Annotated in this window: 28 protein-coding genes; 5 read left to right on the forward strand and 23 right to left on the reverse strand. The window is 46.0% G+C overall.

Going from position 1 to position 23,423, the window contains the following annotated elements; translation table 11 throughout:
- Window positions 1-58: 58 nt before the first annotated feature.
- From ACJHYR_RS24110 to ACJHYR_RS24220, 23 genes are all read right to left on the reverse strand, one after another.
- A complete protein-coding gene (locus ACJHYR_RS24110; protein ID WP_001133831.1) occupies window positions 59-379 on the reverse strand; it encodes a hypothetical protein in 321 nt (106 codons plus the stop codon).
- A gap of 179 nt (window positions 380-558) precedes the next feature.
- Complete coding sequence (locus tag ACJHYR_RS24115; RefSeq protein ID WP_000276410.1) at window positions 559-786, reverse strand: hypothetical protein; 228 nt, start codon at window positions 784-786, stop codon at window positions 559-561.
- Between the two features lie 227 nt (window positions 787-1,013).
- Complete coding sequence (locus tag ACJHYR_RS24120; RefSeq protein ID WP_077248242.1) at window positions 1,014-1,625, reverse strand: DUF6012 family protein; 612 nt, start codon at window positions 1,623-1,625, stop codon at window positions 1,014-1,016.
- 111 nt (window positions 1,626-1,736) lie between these two features.
- A complete protein-coding gene (locus ACJHYR_RS24125) occupies window positions 1,737-2,270 on the reverse strand; it encodes an HNH endonuclease (RefSeq protein ID WP_000241454.1) in 534 nt (177 codons plus the stop codon).
- Between the two features lie 60 nt (window positions 2,271-2,330).
- Window positions 2,331-2,519, reverse strand: a complete 189-nt coding sequence (locus tag ACJHYR_RS24130) for a hypothetical protein (RefSeq protein WP_000159618.1) — start codon at window positions 2,517-2,519, stop codon at window positions 2,331-2,333.
- Entirely contained in the window at window positions 2,516-2,827 is a 312-nt protein-coding gene (locus tag ACJHYR_RS24135) for a hypothetical protein (protein ID WP_000172889.1), read from the reverse strand. Before ACJHYR_RS24135 ends, ACJHYR_RS24130 begins: the two co-directional genes overlap by 4 nt.
- 62 nt (window positions 2,828-2,889) lie before the next feature.
- Window positions 2,890-3,129: a hypothetical protein gene (locus ACJHYR_RS24140; RefSeq protein ID WP_001180999.1), complete on the reverse strand. Its 240-nt coding sequence runs from the start codon at window positions 3,127-3,129 to the stop codon at window positions 2,890-2,892.
- Window positions 3,130-3,378: 249 nt separating this feature from the next.
- Complete coding sequence (locus ACJHYR_RS24145; protein WP_172692892.1) at window positions 3,379-5,763, reverse strand: phosphoadenosine phosphosulfate reductase family protein; 2,385 nt, start codon at window positions 5,761-5,763, stop codon at window positions 3,379-3,381.
- 172 nt (window positions 5,764-5,935) lie between these two features.
- Window positions 5,936-6,385, reverse strand: a complete 450-nt coding sequence (locus ACJHYR_RS24150; protein WP_000182314.1) for a hypothetical protein — start codon at window positions 6,383-6,385, stop codon at window positions 5,936-5,938.
- A gap of 51 nt (window positions 6,386-6,436) precedes the next feature.
- Window positions 6,437-7,228 carry a hypothetical protein gene (locus ACJHYR_RS24155; protein WP_046788417.1) on the reverse strand — a complete coding sequence of 264 codons (792 nt, stop codon included), beginning with the start codon at window positions 7,226-7,228 and terminating at the stop codon, window positions 6,437-6,439.
- Window positions 7,229-7,454: 226 nt separating this feature from the next.
- Window positions 7,455-7,712, reverse strand: coding sequence for a hypothetical protein (locus ACJHYR_RS24160; protein ID WP_042634392.1), 258 nt, complete (start codon window positions 7,710-7,712; stop codon window positions 7,455-7,457).
- A 65-nt stretch (window positions 7,713-7,777) separates the two neighbouring features.
- Complete coding sequence (locus ACJHYR_RS24165; protein WP_000556022.1) at window positions 7,778-8,104, reverse strand: hypothetical protein; 327 nt, start codon at window positions 8,102-8,104, stop codon at window positions 7,778-7,780.
- Window positions 8,105-8,519: 415 nt separating this feature from the next.
- Entirely contained in the window at window positions 8,520-8,666 is a 147-nt protein-coding gene (locus tag ACJHYR_RS24170) for a hypothetical protein (RefSeq protein ID WP_001426334.1), read from the reverse strand.
- 280 nt (window positions 8,667-8,946) lie between these two features.
- Window positions 8,947-10,197, reverse strand: coding sequence for a site-specific DNA-methyltransferase (locus ACJHYR_RS24175; RefSeq protein WP_000104323.1), 1,251 nt, complete (start codon window positions 10,195-10,197; stop codon window positions 8,947-8,949).
- Between the two features lie 168 nt (window positions 10,198-10,365).
- Entirely contained in the window at window positions 10,366-10,974 is a 609-nt protein-coding gene (locus tag ACJHYR_RS24180; RefSeq protein WP_000833773.1) for a hypothetical protein, read from the reverse strand.
- Between the two features lie 155 nt (window positions 10,975-11,129).
- Window positions 11,130-11,387 carry a hypothetical protein gene (locus ACJHYR_RS24185; RefSeq protein WP_001290637.1) on the reverse strand — a complete coding sequence of 86 codons (258 nt, stop codon included), beginning with the start codon at window positions 11,385-11,387 and terminating at the stop codon, window positions 11,130-11,132.
- A 64-nt stretch (window positions 11,388-11,451) separates the two neighbouring features.
- The gene (locus ACJHYR_RS24190; protein WP_001133498.1) at window positions 11,452-11,880 is read right to left on the reverse strand and encodes a hypothetical protein; all 429 of its coding nucleotides are present in this window, start codon (window positions 11,878-11,880) and stop codon (window positions 11,452-11,454) included.
- A 94-nt stretch (window positions 11,881-11,974) separates the two neighbouring features.
- On the reverse strand, window positions 11,975-12,352 hold the full coding sequence (locus ACJHYR_RS24195) for a hypothetical protein (RefSeq protein WP_000853477.1): 378 nt from the start codon (window positions 12,350-12,352) through the stop codon (window positions 11,975-11,977).
- Between the two features lie 408 nt (window positions 12,353-12,760).
- Complete coding sequence (locus ACJHYR_RS24200) at window positions 12,761-13,708, reverse strand: flavin reductase (RefSeq protein WP_164846946.1); 948 nt, start codon at window positions 13,706-13,708, stop codon at window positions 12,761-12,763.
- 242 nt (window positions 13,709-13,950) lie between these two features.
- The gene (locus ACJHYR_RS24205) at window positions 13,951-14,247 is read right to left on the reverse strand and encodes a type II toxin-antitoxin system RelE/ParE family toxin (RefSeq protein ID WP_000581857.1); all 297 of its coding nucleotides are present in this window, start codon (window positions 14,245-14,247) and stop codon (window positions 13,951-13,953) included.
- Window positions 14,248-14,296: 49 nt separating this feature from the next.
- A complete protein-coding gene (locus ACJHYR_RS24210) occupies window positions 14,297-14,767 on the reverse strand; it encodes a hypothetical protein (RefSeq protein WP_000170638.1) in 471 nt (156 codons plus the stop codon).
- 434 nt (window positions 14,768-15,201) lie between these two features.
- Window positions 15,202-17,592 (reverse strand): Ig-like domain-containing protein, encoded by a 2,391-nt coding sequence (locus ACJHYR_RS24215; protein WP_000694550.1) that lies wholly within the window; start codon window positions 17,590-17,592, stop codon window positions 15,202-15,204.
- 72 nt (window positions 17,593-17,664) lie between these two features.
- A complete protein-coding gene (locus ACJHYR_RS24220; protein ID WP_000803860.1) occupies window positions 17,665-17,832 on the reverse strand; it encodes a hypothetical protein in 168 nt (55 codons plus the stop codon).
- Window positions 17,833-18,152: 320 nt separating this feature from the next.
- Between ACJHYR_RS24220 and ACJHYR_RS24225 the strand changes: the two genes are divergently transcribed.
- The 5 genes from ACJHYR_RS24225 (at window position 18,153) to ACJHYR_RS24245 (ending at window position 23,342) form a co-directional block, all read left to right on the forward strand.
- Window positions 18,153-18,917 (forward strand): hypothetical protein, encoded by a 765-nt coding sequence (locus ACJHYR_RS24225; RefSeq protein ID WP_000277497.1) that lies wholly within the window; start codon window positions 18,153-18,155, stop codon window positions 18,915-18,917.
- 80 nt (window positions 18,918-18,997) lie between these two features.
- Complete coding sequence (locus ACJHYR_RS24230) at window positions 18,998-19,759, forward strand: methyltransferase (protein ID WP_001167416.1); 762 nt, start codon at window positions 18,998-19,000, stop codon at window positions 19,757-19,759.
- A 93-nt stretch (window positions 19,760-19,852) separates the two neighbouring features.
- Window positions 19,853-20,116 (forward strand): hypothetical protein, encoded by a 264-nt coding sequence (locus ACJHYR_RS24235; protein WP_000149861.1) that lies wholly within the window; start codon window positions 19,853-19,855, stop codon window positions 20,114-20,116.
- Between the two features lie 44 nt (window positions 20,117-20,160).
- Complete coding sequence (locus tag ACJHYR_RS24240; RefSeq protein ID WP_000491822.1) at window positions 20,161-20,748, forward strand: hypothetical protein; 588 nt, start codon at window positions 20,161-20,163, stop codon at window positions 20,746-20,748.
- A 464-nt stretch (window positions 20,749-21,212) separates the two neighbouring features.
- A complete protein-coding gene (locus ACJHYR_RS24245) occupies window positions 21,213-23,342 on the forward strand; it encodes an Ig-like domain-containing protein (RefSeq protein WP_410233160.1) in 2,130 nt (709 codons plus the stop codon).
- The last annotated feature ends 81 nt before the right edge of the window (window positions 23,343-23,423 follow it).

The raw sequence follows: 23,423 nt of genomic DNA on the forward strand, positions 1-23,423 counted from the left end.
CCTGTAATGATTTCAACATGTACAACGTCATACCACGTAGTTGTATTTCTCACTTTGTTTATGCTTCCTGACACCGTGTGAACGCAATCTTCGTCTGGATGCGTTCATAGATGGAAAACTGCCTTTCAATGGAACCGGCATTAGACAGTAATTCATGAAGCTCAGCAGAGTCTGTATCGGGAACGATAGCTACAGAAACTCCATATCTCCGTCCAATTTTGATTAGGTGCGCAAGCTGTTCTTTTTCGGATTCTGTGAGCATTGCCAGATCTCTTCCGGACACCTGCTCTATAAACGAACCAAGGTTTTTGGGAAAAAAGGGTTCGGCATCAGAGTTATGTGCTGGGCGCGTCTGCGGCTTATCGAAGCTATTGGGCATGAATAGAACCTATACAGTTAGAGAACTGGAGAATGGATAAAGACTCTATGAAAATCAGTTGTGCTACACTCGAATGCTAATCAAGCTTTATGATGGCTTTAGTAGGGATGGCCGTCAACTTAAACCGATAAGAAGGGAGCCATTTATCGTTAAAGTAACTTTCCCGGATGATGCTCTTTTTACGAAATAAGTTTCTCACACTCCTGTATAAGAGTCGCCCTGGAACGAGATCGACTGGCTTTGCTTAATGAAGAGCGTAGTTGATGTTCATCAACCCCATCAGCGATAAACTGACCGATTTTTGTTTCAAGCCGCTGCATTGCCTCGTAAAGCTTGGCATCCGCATTATTTTTAAGAAACCTCAGTATATAATCAGCAATAATTTGGACGGGAGTGAACTTATACATTATGTATCCTTAAGACGTTGTGTTAAATGATTCAAAAAAATTTATAACCAGACGTAAATTATTATACATAAGTAAGCACTTTAGCTAACAAGCTGGAGGAGTGAATTTCGGTTAGCAACTATATTTTAGAAGCTGATTGCTGAATAGACAAAGCCCGGCTTACCGGGCATTCATTTAATTAGATGCTAGAAATCTGACCCGTCGTCTGACTTTTATTCCAGGCAGAGTTAGGAACTAATAATGATGGCCTGGTCAGTTTGAGGAAGCCGGTTTCCTCTGATAAATGCAGGGTGGTTTAAACGAGAAGAAGAAATGGTCATCGCCAGAAATGTCTCTTCACGCGAACGCAGAAATTCCCCCCATGAATAGGTTTCCCATACGTCGTGAGAAAGGTCGGATTCCTTTATGTACCGGGATTGCATTGTTGGCTCAAAATCGACAGGGGCTAAACTGTCATAGGATGGATGAACACGGTACCCCAATCCCTCCTCCGTCTGATGGTATGCATGTGCCAAAAGGACATCGTGGGAGACCAGGTCATAGTCGTTGTCCTGAACGAGCGTTTTTACGGTATGACTAATTTCCCCAAAGCCGTCTATTTCCCAGAGCGTTATCATTGTGAACTCAGCTAAAGTTCGTGGGCTCTTTACCAGAAAGCCATTTAATGCTCGTCGCCCCTTCAGCATGCCAACGTGGTAGGTCTTGTTGGGATAGGGTTTCATTGCCACCAGCGAATCAGCTTTAAGCTCAAGTGACAATTCAGGGACAGACACGGACATGAGAGTACACTTGTTTTTCATATGGTGAAGAATACGTGGCACAAGATGCAGATACATCATTTTCTCCTTTTATGGATATAACTGGCAGATCCTCAGCAGCATCAAAATAGTTAATAGACTTTTTTAATTGGTTAACCACTGTTGATTGACTTGTTTTATGTCTCTGAGAAATTATTCGTTTTGTTTCTGTTCGTTATACTGCTCAAACCAGAAGACGACCGGTTTTACTACAATATGAAGCAAACCAAAACGTTCTGCGGTACGGAAATTCACGCTATATGCGCGAGCCCGTTCAACCTGTTTGGTAATTTCATTTCTCATTCCTTCAACACTAAAAGCTCCTTTAAAAAGGTTGCAGGGAGCGCATGATGGAAATAAGTTTTCTATTGCATGCAGTTCAGGGTGCATAACCTTACCCGTACTTCGGGCAACATGAGTTACGCCGCTGCCGACCGGGGCTCTCACCAGTTCAAAGTCGCGTCGAACAGGCTCAACATGATCGGCATGCCACCCTTTTTCAGGAAGCTTGCAACCACAATAGGCACAACGCCCCCCAAATTTCATTCGCAGCTCAGCTCGCTGTATTTTAGAGATCTTATTTTTAGGTTTTGAGAACCTACCATCAGGTGATTCCGCTTTGGATAACTTTGCTGAGGGCTCAGGTAACTCAACTAAATTCCCGTTGATATTTATCACCTTGACCATATCATTTTCCGCCTTTACTAATCTCACGGGCACAGGAGCTGGCTTAAGTAACCGCTGAAGTTAACAGCCACTGACTGCCTCTACCCAGACCTTCTGTTTATACTCAATAGGCCACCCCTCTTTATCTGCCCGGATGACGCAATCATTTACCGTGGTGCGTGACCGGATACGAACATCAAGCGGAAGCGAATCGTTATCCACACGAGCCTGTGCCTCATTTAAAATGCGTAAAAACATCTCTTTGGTCATTCAGATACCCCCTCAACTTTGCGAATTTTGATCAGATGAGGGCGATTCAGTTTACAAAGTTGTTCTGTCGCTTCATCAATCGAATTGAACCGATGAGCCTCTTCGATATTTAAAGTCCAGTATTTCGCTTTCCCTTCTCCCAGATCGGACTCAAAATAATTTCGCTTTACATCCATTTTTTTAGGCCTGCCATTTATCTTGACGACATTATGTCTGTCATCAAAAAGAAATTCGTCCCCCTCAAAAGTGATTAATACAAATGGCCCCTCAGGCTTGGAAGTCCGGGGACTTCCCATTTTCAAAGTCATACTTCAGCCTCTCGATAGAACTCATGAAACCTCAAATTAAAATGGACTCACACCACACTGATTCAGTATTCCTCCTGAACCCCATTAGGCTCTGTTGTGATTTCATATTTAATACCGCCAGGTGCTCCCACAGCGTCCGCGACCGACTCACACAGCAGCGAGAGATCGTTGAGGGTCATTGGGTGTTCAATGTCCAGCGTGAAGAGTTTCCCGGCTTGCTTGGCGGCTGTCTTGTCAGCATGTTCAGCATTAAAAAGGTATACGGTGTGTTTTTCCTGAGCGGGGGTATTTTGATTTTGCATTGATGATCCTTTTGTTTAGTTCCCCGATTCCGGGGGTGAGTGAATTAATTTAAATTTATATTTGTCTGGTTTAATTAGAACGTTTCCAGGCTATGCGTAAACAGGTAATGCAAAGGCTGTATCAACAGGATTAAAGTTACTTTTCTGGATGCAGCAACGCTTGGACATGATGTCCACATTACATCACGATCAAAGCTAAGTTTTTTTTGTATAACCCCTTCATTTTCGTGTGTTTCGCGTTTCAGACGCTTATACGACCTGCCTGACCATCCTCATCAGAAGGCGGTTTAACAGTCCTTTCGCTGTCGGGCGATTGCTATCGACATAGTAAAAACCTGTTTTGGTCGTACCGTGAGCACTGCTCAGCACCCTCAGTTCCCAGATAACGTCACGGATAACGCCGCCATTTTCTGGCTTAAGGCATTCAGATAAATGGCGCATGAAACGAGCTCTTACGGCACGGTAATAGCGGAACTCCTCTGGCTGGTTAGTATTTTCTTTCACCCGGAGTCGCTGGTTACACAGAGTTAGAACTGCATCCATCATTCCCGCCTTCAGCTTCGCCTGGATCGCACCTTGTTGCTGTTCCCTCTCACCTTCGAGTAACGTTAAGATTCTTTCTCCGAGTGCCGTCTTGTTGTGTACGTGCAACTGTACACAGGCAGCTACGCATGCCCAGAATCTGAACTTTTTTATCTGTCCACGCAATTTCCGGGCTACAACCTGACGGTATGCAGTATCGCTGAGTATTTTAAAACGCCGACTGGCAACCAGCTCTGGAAGCGACACTCTTTCGCCTATCCCCAGGCGGGAAAAGGTTTGTCCCCGTTGTGCGAGACGATGATAGACAGCGCCCTTCCCTTTTGAAATTCGGACCGCGTCATAACGAAGAAGATACTGAGCAGCAGTCGTTGGAGTAAACTCACCGTCAGCGATGCTCTGGCGTAACCCGTCGTATTCATGCCAGATAATCCAGGACGCCGTATCTTCTTCAACAGTCAGCTCATCCTCTTCCTCGAATGCCACGACGACAGAACTGCTCTCTCCGGTCTTTAGGCTACGTGAAGCCCTGGGGTCAGCCTGCCCGTCAAAATAGGTCATCAGCGGCAACGTATCAGTCAGTCCATCATAAGCTGTACCGAACCGGCCTCCGGGCAGTTTCATCCAGAGTGGAGCTGGCATTGGTGTACGGGCCACAGGCAGCATGTCAGGCTCATCCTCAAGAAGGTCCAGATCGGCCTCTTCCCAGACTCTGCGATAGATCTCAATTGCCCGAAACGGGCGAGGGTTGAAACAGTGCAACGACCAGAGGAAATCAACGTGGATCACGTTTGCTTCATGTACAAGCCGAAATTGTGGCTCAGCCATACGACGGTTATAAGCCGTATCGTCCACCTCGCCGGAAAGTAGCTTTCTGCGATGCTTTGCCGCACGTCTGGCTTCAACATAATCAAGGCTGCAACAGACATGAAAAAGACGTTCAGTCAGGGACGAAGAAAAGATATTGGGTTGAAGACGCACATACCCGCCTTCGAACACTTTACGACCGATATAATCCCGCAGGCTCCAGTCGTACTGGATCTTAGAAAGAAATCGCTGAAGACGACTTAGGCCTGCCTGATAACCATATTTCTCAGGGTCAGTGCGAAGGAGCGTTTCCATTGAATGGTCAACCCCTACGGCTGTGCAAAGCGAGCACCCATATCTAGCCCCACAAGCTGAGGTTCGCGTGGGTTTCTCCGGCGACCAGATACACTCTCCGGTGGCGTCTTTATAAAGCGTTGCCAGGCTGAAGTTATCCGGCATAAAGCTTGGTAAAGGGAAGCGGGATTCGGAACCACAGGCCATTAGAAAAGACCAGATGTCCTGAGTGCGCCACTCCTTTACTGGATAGAGTTCACCACCGTGCTCAGTCAGGGTTACTTTCCTCGCCTGCCCTCCCATTTTGAGGATATTTCCGGCCCTTCGGGCACTTTCATCATCCCTGGAGCCCAGCATCAGGCATACCCTGCTTCGTACGGATGCCGGGGCGTTTTTTAGATAACGAGCTTTGGCCTTGCGCAGGGGGGCGATTTTGTAGTCGGTTGAGCACTGACGGGTTGAAGAATTAGTCCAGGTCGGAAGTCCACGTCCAGTCAGAATGCGGCCTACCCAGCTCTGCGTAAGAGACGGTTGGGCGACAAGGACTGTGACCGGTAGCTGGTGTTCAGCAATGAACATTCTAAGCTGGTTGAGAACCTGTGAAGCCTGATAGTGCATCTCAGGGTTTTCGATCAGCGTATCGGACATCTGAATGAAATGATGTTCGCTGATATTTGTGCCGTTACGTACTGCCCTGATCAATGCCATCAGAAATAGGTGAAGAAGAGAATGGGAGTCTTTACCGCCACTGTATCCCACGCACATCGTCCATCCGTCCGTAATAGCCTGATAAATAGCAGATGTGGCTGACGTGACCAGAGAAGAAAGACTCACAGTCTCCTTTTCATCGGTATAGTTCAGATCGGCATCGGTTGTCAGGGTCTCCCAAACATCAGCCCATTTATCATGTTTCAAAATGGCAGCATTAGCCGCCTCAGGAAAAATAACTTCTGAGGGTAATTCAAGGAATGAGTCACTTTTTTCAATAAACATATATTTTCCTGAACCACGGCATATGCTGCATCACTGATATTTTTATTAGAACTTTAAAATAACTACAGCGCAACCATTTAGCGAAATTATATTAAATCAAAATCACGCAAATTTAATTCTTAAATAGATTTAAAATAAAAACCCATTGTAATTTAATCTCCCAGCACAGCTATTAGATATAGGTTGGTGGTGTAATAAAAGCCGTGACATTTGTTTTCAACTCAGACAGCGGAATTGAAGGAGTGTTAAGAGTCATGTCATCACCACAATGGCGTGGTAGAGCAGAAAGCTGAAATGAATCTTTCATCACCCTAATAACCGGGCATTCCGTACGTGCTGATGGCATTACTTCCCGCAGCATCGCTTCCTGCCTTGTGCTATCGCTATGCTTATATTCATCCTGGTCTGTTATTTCTTGAATTTCATCTTCACCACAAAATGACCAGTTAGCGTCATAGAAGTAAAACTCAGTTAACTGAAGATCGTTTTTTTTCACGTATGTCGCCAATTTGCGGATACGCTGTTCAAGCATTGTATCTATCCGTAAGGAAACACTTTGCGGAACATCACTTGCAAAGTCATTGATGCAAACAACGGTAGATACTATGAATTTATTGGTCATGGCAGGCTCCAGGCCACCGGGGGAACCGGTGGCTACGGTTATCAGGCAGGCTTATGCGCCGCAAAGGGTGTCAAGGGAAGGAAGAAGCTTGCTCAGCTTGTCGTAATCGAGCGGAGACAGTTCTGTAACGAGTTCGACCGAAAGACTGGTGTTGTCTTCTTCACTCAGAATATAGATTCCGTCTTCTGGCTCTTTTCCGGCACATGCCTTCAGTCGTCTGTTAACGACCTCCTGGGCTGAATCCGCTACGTCGCAGCTCAGGACATAGCTTGCCACATAGCTGCTCTCACCGTGGTAATGCGTCACTTTACACAGAGCATACTGGATACCGGCTTTGTGAGCCTCATTCATGAGACGAGAAAACTGACAGCCATCCTGGTAATAGTGGGTATCCTTTGTGACCAGAATAGTCATACCCCCAAATTCATCTGTCCGGCTTTTACTGCATGTAAATGCAGCAGTAATTGTTACCATTTCCGGGAGGTCGAATACCGACAGCACGGCAGTTGTGAGGCAAATTGCATGGTCAAGATCAATAGTCTCTCCATGAAAAACTGACAGCCCACTGCTGTTAACTTCTGTTGCGAACGACAGTTCATAATTACAGTCTGGGCAGGATGGTTGCCCAAAGCTCGGCTCTGAAGGGTCATACTCAGGGTGGTTCTCAATAATACTGAGAATCAGCTTCTCAGTCAGAGAACAATCTGCCAGTGGCTTATCAATCAAACGCTCACCTTCTGCAATTTCTGCTTCGGTAACGAATGTGATTGCTTCTTGTGCCATTTTAGCCTGCTCCTGAGTGCAGGGAATAATAAACGACGCCAGAGTATAATTATCTGCCACAGTTGACTCCTTGATTATTTAATTAATGTATTTGATGAGAAGATCATAACAAACACACTACTACCAACTAATAACCTGAAGTCGTTTTTTTAGAAAAAATATTAAGAAGAATATGAACACCACCTCATCTTAAATTAATATTGTTCAGGATTAATATTCATTTTTGCAAATAAAAACCGCCAGACGGCGGCTTTTATAAAGAGGGAAATATCATTGGAAGCTGAAATTACTTCACGGCAGGCCGACAAATTACGCGACTGCTGTGAGCTGAAGCGAAACTTGTAGAGGAAACTATAATCACCTTTTCTAAGTCGTCGGCACTGTCGGCAATATGATGCCGAAAAGCCTCCTCTGCATCACCAGGGGAATCGGCTTCGACCGGGTAGGCCTGATCATCATCATCAAACATAATGCGCCCGGAAATGAGATAAAGTCGGCTCAAATCTGGCGTCGCTGCGCTCGTGCTTCGTTCGTTCAGATTCATTTTTTCTCCGTCTGTTGCTCGTAAAAAGAATGACGCCGGTTTAAAAGGCGTCGCCAGGGTTCAGGCTAAAACGCAGGGTTGCCATCGAGGAAGCTCATTGGCTGGCCAATAGCGGATGCCACCCTGAGAATTTCACCTGGTGTGGCATAGCGCAGCATTTCTGAGCGTCCAAATTTCTGATACTCATCTACTGACATCTTTCTCCACTCGGGGTGAGGATCTTTTCCGCACAGTGACCAGTTGCTTTCAGAGGAATCACGACGGAGAACGTACACATCAAGCGAGGCTGTAAGCCCGCTTCCATATCCCCGCTGCGCTACAATACGAACCTGAGAACCATCGTCGCGTTGCAACGTCTGGGTTAATTTCGTGATAGGATCCTGAGAATGCATGCCATTTACCTCGTTTTTAAAAGAATTACCGTAAGTAAATGATACCGAATCGAGAATTCTGGCTAATAGGTCAGAAGAAAAAATATTGCATATTTTTGAAGTGTAGGATAATGATTAGAATAAAATGGCCTGAATAAATCGTTAGCTTTAACTCTGCTTATTTCAGAAAAACTCTGAATTAGTAGTGATGGAAAACGACGCGGTGAAAAGTAACTTTTACACCGCAATTCAGAAAAAAGTTTCAGTTAGTCACATTACGAATAACCCGGCTTACTTTCGCATGTGCGTTCCCCTGCATGTTAAAGTAAAGCCCTCCGGGCAGACTCGTCGCCCACTTAACGCCTCGCTCAGCCATACGCTTCGGTGTTTCCAGCCAACCACGAGGAATATTGCCCGGAACGTTACCGATAACCCGTCAAATGCATGCTGCTACCCGGATGCCGCCGGGAATATCGCATTTGGATTCAACAATATGCATGACCTCAGATAAAGCACCATGCCGCTGGACATGATCGCCAATGTGCAACTCGATAGGAGAAGCCATTTCTGAATCTGACTTCATATCTGTCCACCTTTAATTTAGAAACCGTCTAAATTACCAAATTAGTTAATCCAACAACATCTGTATCACAACCATCAATTTGTTTTTGTTGGGTCTATATCGTAGAAACAAGTGAATAATGAATACACTCGTTAATACAGACAACCGGAAATGAATGACTACCTGATTATCTCAGCGGTATATGCTAAGCCGTTAATATTGCCATTCTCTGGTGGAACCACTGCTAAATGAATAAACCGTTTGTCGCTTCAAACCACTTTATCAAAACCGTTAACTTGCATTAAGTCCGATACAGTTCGGCGAGCTCATCCAGCATGGGGTTACTCTTATATCCCGGTGCGGCCGTAAAAAGGTTTCGGGAAATCGCCAGCCACTCCATGATTTTGTCCGTCGCCAGCCAACGTCTGCCAAGTCGCTCGGCTGCGATGGGGACTTTATGCAAGCCAGCGAAGGGATCTACAACAAGATCTCCCGGCTCTGTCAAAAACTCAATCAGAAACGCTGCAAGCCTGGTAGGAGACGTTGCACCGTGCAGCGGAAAACCGAGCTCGCGGGCAATGGAATGGCAAAATCTCGTATCAGCGCAGCTATTGCCGTAAAACAAAGTATTCTTGGGGATCGTTCCTTCTGTTTTATTTCCAAAGGAACCGCTTTTAAGCTGGTACGCCCCATCACCATAAAAGGTCGTGCGATTTTCACCGCCTGCTGCCTGCAATTTTAGATGCTGGTCTGAATGCGGTTGTAGTACACGTAAGTTGTTTGAACGAACCTTACTCGCATCATTGGTAAACCACAGCACAGGCTCATACGATGAGCAGAGCTGCACCCGTTGCTTACATGCCCAGTGCGTTGGCGATGGGGGCTTACTGCGATTCACCCACTGAAGCCTGTCCATGAGCTCAAGCCCCAGCTTGTCACATAATGCCAGTGTCAGACGCTCCAGATACAGAGAACGTGAAGGCCTACCCCTATTAAAGCTATCTTGAGTGATATTCAATGCCACACTTGCGCCCGGTACAAGCTGTTTCACGATCGGTTCGAGGATACGCAGAAGCCAGTCAATATAAGCCTGCTCGCCACGCCCCCCTCCGTGCCCGTAGTCTCTTGAATTTCGAAGGAGGTAAGGTGGCGAGGTCAGGCAAAGATGAATTTGCTCGGTGATATTGCTGAAGAAGGCATAGGCGTTTCCAAAAACCGATGCCCCAAGAGAAGTTGAGAAACCGACAACACAGAGCTTTTCCCATGACTCATGCAGGTTTGTTTTCGTCTTAGAGGCGTATCTCCAGACGCCCCGTTTTTCTGGAACGCGTTCGATGACCCCGGCCTGACGGAGAGTCTGCTGAAACCAGCGAACCTTATGTTTGACGCCGCTGGTTCTGGTTTTATCTGACCCAAATTCTTTCAGTTCGTGCAATTCGGCATCCGACATGCCAGTTTTACGCTGCACTTCGCGATAAAGCTCGTCGTTGGTCAACGGCGATTCGGAGGCAGCGTAGATATGCGCAATTAAGTCCGTATTAATCGTACTCATCAGCCATCCTAATGGGGATACAGTTATTATATCGGCCTGATGGTTGGAAGTGAGATTACTAAATCAGACCGATCTGGTTTGTTGAAGACTTTGCCAAATCATGCAGCACAGCTGGGCTTGCACAGAGCGAGCCGGGCTCCTTTAGCGGAGACACCTTCGCAAGTTGGATTAATCAGCCTCAAGATTCTGGAACTCAATGAGCTTTTGCTCACACTCCTCCCTGCCCCACGATCCCTGCCAGTCACAGATGTCCCGGTACTTACTTTCCAGCTTATCCATCTGTGCGAGATTAGCTGTTGCGAAGTCTGTCCATATGTCATGCCAGCAAGCGTTGTACGTAACGCCAGCTGGTGGACAATACTCCATTGCATCAGCATTAATAATTTCAACGCGAAGATCGGTTGCAAACGAGGCTGCAACGAGGTTAATAACATCCTGTTCTTTTTCGATTACCGTGACATGGGTTACATCGTCTTTCTGAAGAATGGCGTGGAGCACCATACCAAGACCAAGACCATTAATGAGCACCCGCCCGGTGGCTCGCTCTATAAAATCCTGGCAGGTTCGGATCTCCATCGGGGTATTGGACATCACCACATCCCAGCCGTTGGACAAGCGGCGATATCTACCGGGCGGGATAAACTCATCTGTATTACCAGTACACTCGGCACGAAGGGCGAGGGTCAGCGCCTTATCTGTGGTAATTTCGAAAGTGTCCAGTTTCCAAGTTCCGGACTTGCCGTCTTTAACGGGTAAATCAGAAAAGCAGCTCTTCATCGAGGCAACCAAAATTCCAGTAGTTTTGTTACGCTGAACCTACCACAAACCCGCTCTTAATGAAGGCATCAGGAGCGATAGCGATCTTTGAGGCATCGTTTAAAACAGCGGCATCCTGTAACAGACACCCGATATTTTTTTTAATGCCGCAGGTGTTAAAGGTAGCGTTGCAAAGTTGCAACATCTTCAGGGGCAACCTCCACGCAGCTCCTGACACTGTAGTGATTTTCGCCGTTGTAGTCATAAACCCCACCGTCTTCAAAACTCAGCTGTTCAACCTCGCCAGCACACTCGGAAATCAGTGCCGTCTGGCAAGCATTTTTCTCACAATCGCTGACGAGTATACGAACATAGCTTTTCTCATGGTCGCCGTTACGGTTCTGGATCTTTACGATAAAGTGTTTTTCAGACATTTGTGCCTCCAGCTCAGGTTGAGGTTAATTTAGCGTTGCCCCGGTTCACCGGGGCAAGAATAAATCAACCCTTAATGAAATTGTGCCCCCAGGTGTTAGGCTTAAATGCCTGCTCTTTGATATATGTTTTCATTACCTTGCAGGTTTTTTTCAGGGCTTTGGTATTGGCATCGGTTACTGGGATAAAATGGCGAGAATGACGGTTTTCCCGGTACTGCTTATCAGCGTTTGGGTCAATTGCTTCGCTTTGCAGGAGCCCTTCGTGCCTGCCAATTACTATTACGTAGTTCATTTCACCTGAAACACGATCCGTGAGTAATTGAAGGGAAATATCAGCTGCTCGCGTGGCCTGGCTTGCAGATATTTTTGCATGCAAGAAAGCCCCCTTTCTGAATTTGGCCGGAGTTAGCCCTGTAATATCCTCAACACTAAAATTAAGTGAGGAAAGAATTGAAAATAAGTCGCAGCTAATGACTTCAGTATTATTAGGCATTTTACCCGTCCCCGTCCATATTCATGATACGGTAATGATACCAGGTCGATATCATTACCTAATAACTTGGTGAAAGAAAATCTGTAATTTTTAGTTAACTAAAATTAATAGTCTCAATACTGCTCAAGAATTCTTTTTTTACGTCCGGTGTAAAAGGTATACGTTCAATGTATTTATAAAGTGTCGCAAATGTTTTGGGTTCAATGTTTCGGGAGATAATGTCATCAATCGGATCTTCGAACATATTGATAAAGATATCGACATGCTGCTCTCCGCTTTCTGATGCCTTTGAAAGAAGACTGACCACTTCAATGTAGCGATTATCCTGCTCTGCAATGAACAACCAGTGCCCTTCGTTAAAGGCGGGTGCAGCGCTGTAGCGTTTAACAACAATTTCTGAAAGATTATATCCTGCCTGATTCAGCAGATTATTAAAGTTGAGTTGAGTTGAAATCACGTCTAACGTTTTCATAAAACCTCCTTTTCATCTGTACTTATTATACTGTTACCCAACCCCCAGCTAATAACCTCCCAGCAAATTTTCAGAAAAAAAAACACCGCCTTTTATTTAAGATTGAACACATCCTTTTTAAATACCAACAATGATTATGAAACCACAATGTAAGTGAAGCGCCATTATGGAAAAGTAACTTTTGTGCAGCTCATAAATTTTATTTATTAGTTACGTTCCTTTGTCTTGTGGTCGAAGTTCATCAGGCGAGGCCTAAGAAGAATATGTGTGGTTTCAGCCAATGCGGTGATCGGGCATTATAATTTGGTCGGGCTATTATACGTGGGTAAAGGTAGTGGTAGGGAGAGGATCAGGTTAAATTGCATTTTCCCGGTTGCCTTCCCTGGCCTACCGGTTTCAGGTCAGACGCTAAGACCAGCGGTAATACTTAAAGTAGTCCTCATTTACAGCCAAAAACTCCCTTAAACCGTTCATTAATCCCTTTTCAAACGCTGTAACGATAAACCGGTATCCGTCCAGTGTTTCAATGTAGTAGATCCCGCCCGGTGTTATTCCAACATGCAACACCTCGGCTGTCATCATAAACTGGCCTTCCGGAAAATCATGCGACAGGTATATAAAACCCGTCGTGGCCGGTGCGGGTGTGGCATTCACTAAGACACCGTTAAACTGCTGCCCGTGCCTCGCCGGTACAAGCTCACTTCCCCTGGTTGACTTATCGAGCAGCCCCTTAACATCTTTTTGCTCTTTAGATGAGGTATAGCCCCGCACATCACTCCCATCACCTGGGCGAGAGCCGGTGCCGACATGTGCAAGACGACGGTAAGCGCTGCGCATATTGATGTGGCAGGATGCCCCGGCTCTACCCTGAAGCCTTACGCCAAAATCTTCGCAAAGTAATAAAATCTGACGTAGCTGGTGTTCATACACGGACGCAGAAAGTGAAAGGTTGAAACTGGAAAAGGTCAGTTCTAAAACCTTTTCCCGTTTGTCATTGAAATGTGCTTCCAGCCTGATGATTGGCTTTTCCGACATTGCAAAAGCTTTGTCCGTTGCTCTGTACCGGCATTCATCTCCGAAACATTCTTCAACAACGCTGGCTATAACCGTGTCGTGATCGCCATCTTCCGGAGCTGGCACAAAGATTTCAAATTGTGCCGGTGTCTCCGGCTCCAGCAGAACGGGATATAAACGCGGAGAATTAAGCAATGCGCATTCAGAATTAATGAGCTTAACCCAGGCGCTTTTGTCGTCCGGATCCTTAAGCTGCTGTCCAAGGTTATCGCAAAAGTCTACTATCTGACGGGTATGCTCATCCGTGACTGCACAGATCAGGTTAAGACCATGCGTGGCCATACTCAATTCCCGGGTTCGGGACTGGGAATTGATCGACCAGGGGTTAAGTGAAAGCGAAATAGGGCTTATGGAAGGGACGACCGTCTCATTCTGCAAATCTGTAAGCTGGCAGTTCGCAGTAGGCTTCGGGGAAAGGGTACTAAATATGTAACTTGCCTATTGTTTAGTACTGGCCTGGATATAAAACATCGCGTCCATGCTTGTATCCCGGGATGAAATTGAAAATAGCTTCATTTTTAACCTTAATGGATGAGCGATTTATAGTCATGTGCTGACAAATGGACATTATGTGCGCCATCATTCCATTCAAAGAATAATCGATACTTAGAGTTTACTCGAATGGAGGAATAACGGTTTGACGTCATTCTTAAGCGTTCATAACGCAAGCTGTTGGATAATAACTCCCGCTCACTCTGGACATTATCCAGCGTTTCGAGTCGACACAGAATCGCGTTAATAATTTCAGAAGGAATACCTGCCGTTGTTTTTCCATTACGGAAGAACTTTTCAAGCCGTCTGTCTTTAAATGAATGGATCATAGTTCCTCCGTAATAATTGACCTTAAAATTAAATTAAAAGGGCTTTGAATTAATGAATCCCTAAAATGCGGGCGGCGACTGCCAGCTGCTTATCACTTAACTGACGCTGGTGGGTTAAAGAAGACTTAAGGCTTTCCAGAAAATTATTACTGCTGGATTGCTGGGTGATTGCATCAACCATTTTTTGATGAGATCTGCACCATGCATTGAACGCAGAGTTGTGGGCGTTTTCAGTCCTCAAACGCTCGTTTTGCAAGGATGCTGACACTTTGCGGGCAGCTTGAGCATTAATGCGGTACAGCGCATTCAGCGTGTAAGCAGTGCGGGTCGTTTCGAGGCTGTAACCCGTGGCTTTACAAGCCATACAGCGACTTCTATAAAAATGCTTACGCTCTCCCCGACCATTGCATTTATCGCAAAGAATACGAAAAGTATATTCCGCAGTACCTTTTACAGAATCAACACAGCGGATTTTTGCGCTGGAGATTTCAATTCCACTGCGATCATAATATTTGGTCATAATGTGATTCCTCCGGTTAGTTCTGGAGTAATCATGACAGAATGAATCTACTGGCTAATAACCTGAGAGTAAATATTTTAAAAAAACATTGAGAGAGGGTCTGCAAATTTATACACGAAGGATTCAAATATAATTTTGTTTAAAAAATTAAGAGCATTCTGAAGTAAAAGTGCATCAAAAAGCATTCATGGATAAATCATGTACTGGTGCCAGCCATTTAAACGCGGGCATTGTTCCGGAGTGATTAAACGGTTTAGCATCATAGATTAAAACCAAAAGGAAGGCGTCCTTCCCGTCTCGGGAATATTACTTTCCCGTTTGCAATTTAAGAGCCACTTAATGAGAAAGTAATAATTAAGTCATGCTCAACTCTACATATTACATTGAGGATGGCGTAACAGGGTACGGCATACTACCGCACCCTTCTGAAGAGCTTATGTTTGAGGGAATTCTATAGCAAATGTGGCCGTGCCAGATTGACCACTTACAGCGGGAGTAACGGGATACGTGCGCTCTTCACCATTACCAAGATCCAGTGACAGCGATTTAGTTTCACCAGGCTGGACCGTAACTCCGGCAACCGTAACGCCGAACTGGGCATTTTTCTGAACAGTCAGGGTTCCGTTTAACTGTCCGGTAATGATAGAACCGTCCTGACGCCGCAACACACTGGTTCGGATGATGGCCAGCGGCGTGTTGTCCGTTGCTTTCAGTGCTACGGCTGTGGCCAGCGTCTTGAGATTATCCAGCATAATCAGATTCGCAGGCTGGTAGGTAAAATTAAGCGTTTTAGTGGTCCGGTTACCTGATTCGTCAATAGCCAGTGCCTCCAGATGATACATCTGTCCCGATTCGTCAGTGTTGGGGAAGATTCTGGGGTATTCCGGAATAAAGACATCCTTGGATAACGGCGTGAATGCCAGGGTGACCTTTTCAGAGTTAGGTCCACCAGCGAGCTGAAGCGATGTCAGGGAAGCATCCCCAGAGGCATCAGTAACGCTTATGCGAAGGTTCTCAAGCCCTTTAACCAGTTTTCCTTCTGCGTCTGCGCCATTAAAACTGAACGCGATAACCGGAAGCGTTGAGTCAATTTTCAGCGGTGCATTAAGCGTTTTGGTTCCGGTGTTTCCAACAAGATCCGTGGCAGAGACGCTAACCACCGTATAATCCCCGTCCGGTAGACCAGCGTATGAGAAGGTGGCGTTTTTGGTTTTATAATCGCTTTCACTGACGGTCACAGGCTTCAGCGTGAAAGGTTCCCCCCGGGCATTTTTAAGGGTGGCTTCGAAAACTTTGGTATCCCAGTAGCTGATGTTCCAGGCGTTGACGCGATCATTATCGGTGGCCGTCATAGTGATTGTCTTGGAGGCCTTGTTTACCTGAGCGACATTAACCACCGGTGGGTTGTTATCCCAGATAACCGTAAAATTACCAGCAAGCGCATCGAATATGCTGTCACCATCTTTTCCCGAGTAAAGGTGCAGATACTCAAATCCTTTGTCACTGGTGTAGTTGAAGTTAACCGTCATCTCGCATGAACTTTGTCCGATAGGTATAGTGCAGAACCAGGCTGCATTTTTTACCGTTCTGAACTTTTGCACGTATGGTCGGGGTTCAGCGGTTACCTTTATGCGGCTAATGGTGGCGGTTTTAACGCTGATTGAGGCCTGAGTTAACCACTCACTGGTATCACTCCGGTACATCTCTTTAGCCACTATCTTCGGGGCTATTTCCATCGCCGGGGCTGGAGTGAAGTTGAGGGAGTTATGATGAATTCGTCTTACTCCTCCTGCCAGAGTCTGGAATTCATGATAAGTATCCCCCACATTGGGATATATGTATTTGAAAGTATAAATATTATAAGTGCTATCGGACGTCTGGAAATTCGAGTCCGCCCAGCCATATTTGGAACCGTTAACAGCAGTAAAGTCACTTTTTTTCCTTAATACCCGTACGGAAATAGGGTTCTGGAAGACGGTCATGCCAGACTGATAAGTGACCCATGATCCGGTAGTGGCGTCCTGCACCTGGATGATATCGTCAGGCTTAACCCGATCAATTACGCTTCGGCGGCTTAGTTCGATCCTGTTTCCCGCTTTGTCATAAAGGTAGATCCCCACTTTATATTCAGAGCGGTTTTCCGGTGCCAGGGCATTGCTGCTTGCGTCGGCGACTTGAACGGTTACGCTACCTTCCACTGTATTAATTTCCGCTGGCTTTTTACGCTCCACTCCAGCGGCATCGGTTATGAAATATTCAGCATTAGCAAGCCCGGAACCTTTATCACTCAGTCCATTAAAGACCAGTGCCTGGACGCTGGCGTACTGCATACCGGCTGGTACTGAAGTGAAGATCGCTTCGCTGCCAAAGTTCCACCCGTTTCTCGTATAACTTATGGTACCCGTTGCCGGAGGCGTTCGGTCAATTGCAAGCGGGTAATCCTGCCGGGAGACCTCCTTCCCTTGCAAGTCGGTAATCACCTCTCTGAGGGTGAAGCTATCTTCTCCCATCGCTGGTACGGTCAGAGTCTTGCCGTAATAATCAAAGCCTGTCGAAGATGTGGTACGGTCATCTACGGTAACCAGGCTGCTTTTCGTGCTCCAGATGAGGCTCCCGTCACTTTTCAGCAGACTGAGCGTAATATAACGGTCCAGACCGGAAATAACGGCAACGTCAAAGCTCGTTACCGGATTAATCCATACGGATGCAGGCGATACGGTCTTTTTAACGTTCAGGGTATCTTTAAAGCTGAATTCTGCGATTTCAGCGGAAGCTCCTGCGCTGAAACCTGCAAATGCAATAAGCAGGGCTAGTTTGATTTTCATGGGTTGTCTCCTGATCAGGTTCCCCATGATACTTTTTCAGTGTTCGAGATCTTTTCGGGAAAATAGCTAATTTTAATGTTTTTCTTTTCTGCCCGGCGGGACCTGTTTTGTTCCATTTTTATCAGTGAATGTAATGAGACCGATTCGTCCACTGTTAACAGTGTAAAAGCGAGGTTGAAAGCCAGCTTTGAGAAGGTTTTCAATAGCTGAAAAAAAATCTTTTTTGAGCATTGGTTTCAAGATGGTTTTCCTTTTATGCCCGGTGCCGCCGGGACGGTGGCATTAAATATACGCCATGTAAGTAAATTAATTTTTACCCATTTGATTGTCAATACAAACAAAAAATAAACCATGTTTATTATTTTACCAGCGATGCTATTTTAAAGTCCGTCTAAAATAAAAAACCAAAAAGTTAAATTTGAAGCCATCCTTCCTAAATTCATTTCTTGCGCATATTAGCCCCTGCTTTAAGTATATAATTTTTGAAAAAGTTGTCTGGAGGTTATTAGCTCGTGCATCTGGATTGTTAATATAAAGCCAACACAGAAAAGGAAAACAAAATGTATAAATTAGTATCTCCTCGTGAACTGACTGAGATTATTACCGGTTTACTGCTTAAACCTGAACTCCTTGGTGAGCTGGACTCACCAGAAAAGCATCGGATGTTTATGGCAGATTTAGGCCGGGTGGTGGCAGAACATTGTGGAGGTCTGGTAAACAGCGTCGTCTTGCCAGGAGCTGAAGTTACAGTGCCGGATGGGTTACCGCTTAACGGCCAGCCAGTACGTTATCTCGGAATCAAAGAGAGCATCCCTCACCTCCTTGTAGAGCCTGATGCTTCCTTACCTTCGCTCGCTAAAAACGTCTGGATGTATGCAGATCCTGAAGGCTGGAAAGAACATTTTGGAGCTGAGGAAGACTGCCTTACTCATGAAATGATGCAGCTGTTCCGTAAAGGTATCCAGGCTCTTCAGAAGGAGCATGATACCCCTGAAATTAGCCTCACACTTCAGGACTGGCGCCTGGAGGAGGAAACACTGAGAGAAGAGGACAGTCAGGCCTATCAGGTCAGCGTTACCGGCCAACATAACATCCACTGTGAAGTTGTTAACAAGGAAGGTAACCCCTGTTTTGGTGTCATGTTCGAAATCGATCAGGGTGTGCCTGCCTTACACATCAACACCGGCGGGGATATGTTGCTCCACATTCATTGCGCCCATAACGGACTCGTTCTGACCCCTGATGCAAGCGGTCAGCGATTTGAGAAGGCTCCCGTTGACCGCTTCGCTTATAACAGCCCATCCCTGCTGTTGTCTGCCGACTAACCAAGGCCAAATCTGAATTGTCCTGTTTAAGTAACCAACCCGCTGCCGCCAGGCGGGTAAATCCTCTTAATGGAGTTTTAATGCAAATCTCAACTGAAGTTCTGAACGTCTTATCTCGCTGCCGTGCTGAAGGGAACTTTCTTTTCCTGGCCGACCAGCTCGACCGCAGCATTTATGTTAAGACAAACAAAGTGCTGGAAGCTGCCGGTGGCAAATGGAACCGAAAAGAGCAGGCACATATTTTTACGGCGGATGCAGCTGAGCGTATCGAGCAAATCATTCTGACAGGTTCGGTCGACATCCCACGTGATTTGTTCAATTTCTTCCCTACCCCTGAGAATTTAGTCACAGATATGGTTCTACGCGCTGAACCAGCTGCCGGGGAACGTGTTCTGGAGCCTGAGTTTGGTGATGGCCGCATTCTGAAAGCCTTAAAACTGGCGGCTCCGGATGCATTGATTACCGGGATCGAATTGAACGATGAGCGATTCCTTGCAGTGAAGAACGATAGTGTCCTTAGCACAGGGGCCGAGCTGGTGCATACCGACTTTCTTGGGTACCAGCCCGATGAAACTTTTGATGTTATCGTTATGAATCCACCATTCCTTAAACGCTCTGACGTTAAACATGTCATGCATGCCATCGCAATGCTCGCTAAGCGAGGTCGCTTACAGGCCATTCTGTCAGCTGGGGTATTGTTCCGGGAAGACACACTGACAAAAGCGCTCAGGGAGCGAGTCAAACAACTTGGCGGACAAATTTCGCCTCTTCCGGATGATACATTTAGGGAGTCCGGAACAAAGGTCAAAACAGCCCGCCTTGAAATTGATCTTCGCCGCTAACTGACAAGCAACCGGAAAGAAATCTTAATACGAGTAGCCGGTTAAAGTTACCTGACCGGCTTAACTGACTAAATCAATAAAGAGTGAACAGAAATGACGCATACTGCCGTTTCTCAGGCTAATAGTGCTTTGCAGCTACCCACGCTGGAGCATGTCTACGCACTTCTGAAAGCAAATTGTAAACCTGACCGCTTTGACGGGCGTGACGGACCCGTGTGGGGCCAGGAATACTCGTGGAATCTGGCAAAAGATCGCTTACAGGATCTGGAGAAATACGGTAAGGCATATGTCTCCCGTCATGAAGACCGTATGGGGGAAGGATTTAGTTTTGGTCCTGACCTGTTAATTATTCGCTAACGCTCTTAAGGCCTGATGATATGGTAAGCACAACTGGAAAAAATATGTTTTCAAAGCCTATGACCACTTTCACACCAGAACGTATTGAACAAATTTTGGAATTTTCCGAGGGTAGTAACCCAAGCGAAGCAATGAGTCTTAGAGCTGACGAAGTTGCTGTACTGGCACGTATTGGAAAGGCAGTTATGTCGATTGCGCCTGTTTATCAGTGCGAGTTTTGCCACCATGACGCAACCGGGCAACTTCAGTGGCACTGGGAAGATGTGAACAAAGCTTTTTATGATAAATACGATCCAGACAGACGCGGAAGACGTCGAATCCTCTATACCGCCCCGCCGATGCCTTTAGTTTCGGCTGACCTGCTTAACATGGCTTCATCTGCTATTGAAGACTTGCTCACTAACAAAGACAGAAGTGGTGCGGGAATGTGGAATGACATTCCAGAACAGCTACGACGCGCAGCAGAACTGGTAATGGATAATAGCCGGGCCGCTGAAATAGAAGCGATGCTGATGCGTCTTTATGTAGAATGTGACACCGGTGAGCGCAGAGGCAACGGCAGTCAATCTGGCGTAGCAATGCCTTCGTGGCAAACCGTTGAAGAGGCACGTGTGTTGCTGGGGGTGAAATGATGCAGTTCTCGCCAGGGCAGTTTGTAATTCACAACAAGAAGCGCCTTGCGGAACGAAGGTAGACGTACTGACTGAGGTTCACTCCCCTCTCGACTGGTGGCGTAATACCGCCAGGTTTTGATTCATATATGCCGTCCGTTAACGCATTTATATCTGTCATACCTAATTTATCCTGATTCTTTTTTACACAAAGTAAAAGCATCACTTAATGCGATATGTGGATGCCGATAGTTTCAGGCTAATGTTATAAGTTTTGCAATCGTTGCCAGTTTGGATACCACAGCAATGTCAGATGTAATTCCAAAAAGAAAGATTTACGTCCTGAACGCACAATAAGGTTTGTCGAAAGGCAAATTATAGATTTGTAATTTCGAGCACCATATGGAGAAGTTTTTTATACTTTTACGAACATAGTGACCTTTAGGAAAAGCTTAAAATAACACCAAACCTAAAGGGGAATAAGAATGAAACATCTCGCTTTTATTACTGCTGTAGCCGGACTCGGTATGTCTGTTCAGGCCCCAGCTCAGATATATGAATCGGCCTTTAAGGACACGAACGGTATTGAGATCCACGCCCCGTCTTCTCGTCTTATGCTTAATCCGGCATCACCGGTAACTTTGACACTTATTTCAGGTCTTGATCGTTTCGTTAATGTCAAAGTCACGAAAGACACTGGAACTGTCATTCTTAATACTACGACTACACGGACGGGTGTATCAGACCGACTAACAGCTGCTGACGGTAGTGAGTTCTACGGCAAAAAAGTAACTTTGCCTGCTTTGGGTGAAGGCAAATTTGTCGTTCAGATAAACGTGTTAGATCTCAATCAGAAGCCTGTAGCGACCTATAACTATAACTGGCTAATTGATGTCACCCCTCCAGCGGCAAATGCTCTTACCGCTAATACTGGTTCTGGCTCTACCGCTGGTGACGTGTGGAAGCTTGGATTAGAGGCAACGGGGCAGTATGACTTCACCTCTTCGGGCGTAAGTGATGCAAATGGTATTGATAAGGGCCTAATATATATTTACAGGCAGGACGGTAGCCTCTACAGCACTACACAGATGCAGTATGACGTATCCGGCCAAAAGATGTACCACACTTACTCTAAGAATTCAGTTAAGGGAACCGGAATACCAGACAGCAACCTGGATGAAGACTTTACTGCAAAAGTTGTTATCTTCGATAACGCAGGTAATAGCCGAACGCTGCCAACTCAAAAATTTCGCTACGACAACACGCTGGGTGAGATGACACTGTGGGCCGTTCATGATCCAAATACGTCTTCCAGCGTCGTACCCGGGGTTTCTAATTATCCGGCTTACAAAGCCGGTATGGTCGTTAACGAAAACCCTATTCGATTAGTCTACCGGATCCCAAAATCTAACTACCGTGCTTATTCAGAAGGTGGGCTTCAGTTCATCAATCAATATTCCGCCCCCAAAGAGATAGCTGTAGACAGCACTTATGCTTATGTTGAAATGACTCTTCCCTATGGCTCAATTAATGGGGATATGGCTCGTATGGCGAACTTTGGCCAGTGGGGAGGGTATTATCCGTCATACAGCCTCGTTCTAAACCCATCTGCAAACCAAACGCCTGCATTTGCGGGTACCTGGGTAGATTTCCTCGATGATAAGGGGAACTGGGTTAAGTGGAAGGATTTTGAGAGTGTGGCTTCATCACGACTGCCAATTAAAATTTCCCGACTTCGTTTTAACGTTGAAGCCCGGCCCTTTGCACAGGAGATCGGCGGTAAGGCGACCTGCACCATTCCGGCAGGAAAAACCTCGTGTGAAGCGCCTGAGACGTTTGATATGGCCTTGGGTACCCAGGGCTACAATAGAATCCTTTACTTCGTTCGCAGCATCAGCAATCCCATTTTGCGGTCTGAGCAATGGATTATGACACGCTGGAACAATAAACAACTGCCGGTAATAAACTCGATATCATATGACGAGACTAACAAGCAGCTGGATGTACTGGCGTCACTTGAAGGCGATGGTAACTGGTTCGACTCGGTCTCATTGAGGGAATTTTATCTTTCCGATAAGAACACCGGTACCCGGATGTCACCAACAGGCGTAATCAAATCTCGTATCTCAGGTAACTACACGATTGCTTATGATTTATCCCGTCAGTCTGAAGGAAAATACAACGTTGAGGTCAACATCAGGGACTTCTTCCAGAACCAGACCAATAAAACTTTCGGAGAAATTGCTCTGGATAACACTCCTCCGACAGTGGCCATAACATTCGACGGAAAGCCGGTAAAAGACGATACGGTAGTGTACGGCCTGGAGAACCTCAGGATCGCTCTGGCAGATAATCTGACAACCCCGAGGATAACCCGTCTTCAGCTCGTAGGTGGCCCCACAGCTGATAACGTTGAGCTTACGTGGTCACCGGCAGGCAAAGATACATACATGCCTGAGTATCCGAGGCTGTTCCCAAATTTCGAACCATCTGAAAATTATTCAATTAGCGTAACAGTTGCCGATAGTCAGTCGAATACCAAAACCTATACTCAGAAGTTCAGTTATCTACCGAATAACCTTGTGCTGAACCGCCCCGGAAATCCTGGAGACTAAACTCCCTGAGAAAGAGGTAAACAGGATGACTAAAAATACTCGTTTTTCCCCCGAAGTCCGTCAGCGGGCGATTCGTATGGT

It is taken from the genome of Escherichia sp. WS1450, from assembly GCF_046487395.1.
Lineage (GTDB): Bacteria > Pseudomonadota > Gammaproteobacteria > Enterobacterales > Enterobacteriaceae > Escherichia > Escherichia coli.

What these genes read in the sequence shown, in the direction of transcription:
- ACJHYR_RS24150 (WP_000182314.1), bottom strand. Translation starts at nt 6,385, where the DNA reads ATGACCAATAAATTCATAGTATCTACCGTTGTTTGCATCAATGACTTT.
- ACJHYR_RS24165 (WP_000556022.1), bottom strand. Translation starts at nt 8,104, where the DNA reads ATGCATTCTCAGGATCCTATCACGAAATTAACCCAGACGTTGCAACGC.
- ACJHYR_RS24240 (WP_000491822.1), top strand. Translation starts at nt 20,161, where the DNA reads ATGTTTTCAAAGCCTATGACCACTTTCACACCAGAACGTATTGAACAA.
- ACJHYR_RS24135 (WP_000172889.1), bottom strand. Translation starts at nt 2,827, where the DNA reads ATGACTTTGAAAATGGGAAGTCCCCGGACTTCCAAGCCTGAGGGGCCA.
- ACJHYR_RS24140 (WP_001180999.1), bottom strand. Translation starts at nt 3,129, where the DNA reads ATGCAAAATCAAAATACCCCCGCTCAGGAAAAACACACCGTATACCTT.
- ACJHYR_RS24160 (WP_042634392.1), bottom strand. Translation starts at nt 7,712, where the DNA reads ATGAATCTGAACGAACGAAGCACGAGCGCAGCGACGCCAGATTTGAGC.
- ACJHYR_RS24125 (WP_000241454.1), bottom strand. Translation starts at nt 2,270, where the DNA reads ATGGTCAAGGTGATAAATATCAACGGGAATTTAGTTGAGTTACCTGAG.
- ACJHYR_RS24110 (WP_001133831.1), bottom strand. Translation starts at nt 379, where the DNA reads ATGCCCAATAGCTTCGATAAGCCGCAGACGCGCCCAGCACATAACTCT.
- ACJHYR_RS24115 (WP_000276410.1), bottom strand. Translation starts at nt 786, where the DNA reads ATGTATAAGTTCACTCCCGTCCAAATTATTGCTGATTATATACTGAGG.
- ACJHYR_RS24230 (WP_001167416.1), top strand. Translation starts at nt 18,998, where the DNA reads ATGCAAATCTCAACTGAAGTTCTGAACGTCTTATCTCGCTGCCGTGCT.
- ACJHYR_RS24200 (WP_164846946.1), bottom strand. Translation starts at nt 13,708, where the DNA reads ATGGCCACGCATGGTCTTAACCTGATCTGTGCAGTCACGGATGAGCAT.
- ACJHYR_RS24185 (WP_001290637.1), bottom strand. Translation starts at nt 11,387, where the DNA reads ATGTCTGAAAAACACTTTATCGTAAAGATCCAGAACCGTAACGGCGAC.
- ACJHYR_RS24195 (WP_000853477.1), bottom strand. Translation starts at nt 12,352, where the DNA reads ATGAAAACGTTAGACGTGATTTCAACTCAACTCAACTTTAATAATCTG.
- ACJHYR_RS24130 (WP_000159618.1), bottom strand. Translation starts at nt 2,519, where the DNA reads ATGACCAAAGAGATGTTTTTACGCATTTTAAATGAGGCACAGGCTCGT.
- ACJHYR_RS24235 (WP_000149861.1), top strand. Translation starts at nt 19,853, where the DNA reads ATGACGCATACTGCCGTTTCTCAGGCTAATAGTGCTTTGCAGCTACCC.
- ACJHYR_RS24215 (WP_000694550.1), bottom strand. Translation starts at nt 17,592, where the DNA reads ATGAAAATCAAACTAGCCCTGCTTATTGCATTTGCAGGTTTCAGCGCA.
- ACJHYR_RS24175 (WP_000104323.1), bottom strand. Translation starts at nt 10,197, where the DNA reads ATGAGTACGATTAATACGGACTTAATTGCGCATATCTACGCTGCCTCC.
- ACJHYR_RS24190 (WP_001133498.1), bottom strand. Translation starts at nt 11,880, where the DNA reads ATGCCTAATAATACTGAAGTCATTAGCTGCGACTTATTTTCAATTCTT.
- ACJHYR_RS24120 (WP_077248242.1), bottom strand. Translation starts at nt 1,625, where the DNA reads ATGATGTATCTGCATCTTGTGCCACGTATTCTTCACCATATGAAAAAC.
- ACJHYR_RS24145 (WP_172692892.1), bottom strand. Translation starts at nt 5,763, where the DNA reads ATGTTTATTGAAAAAAGTGACTCATTCCTTGAATTACCCTCAGAAGTT.
- ACJHYR_RS24180 (WP_000833773.1), bottom strand. Translation starts at nt 10,974, where the DNA reads ATGAAGAGCTGCTTTTCTGATTTACCCGTTAAAGACGGCAAGTCCGGA.
- ACJHYR_RS24210 (WP_000170638.1), bottom strand. Translation starts at nt 14,767, where the DNA reads ATGACCAAATATTATGATCGCAGTGGAATTGAAATCTCCAGCGCAAAA.
- ACJHYR_RS24245 (WP_410233160.1), top strand. Translation starts at nt 21,213, where the DNA reads ATGAAACATCTCGCTTTTATTACTGCTGTAGCCGGACTCGGTATGTCT.
- ACJHYR_RS24205 (WP_000581857.1), bottom strand. Translation starts at nt 14,247, where the DNA reads ATGATCCATTCATTTAAAGACAGACGGCTTGAAAAGTTCTTCCGTAAT.
- ACJHYR_RS24170 (WP_001426334.1), bottom strand. Translation starts at nt 8,666, where the DNA reads ATGAAGTCAGATTCAGAAATGGCTTCTCCTATCGAGTTGCACATTGGC.
- ACJHYR_RS24225 (WP_000277497.1), top strand. Translation starts at nt 18,153, where the DNA reads ATGTATAAATTAGTATCTCCTCGTGAACTGACTGAGATTATTACCGGT.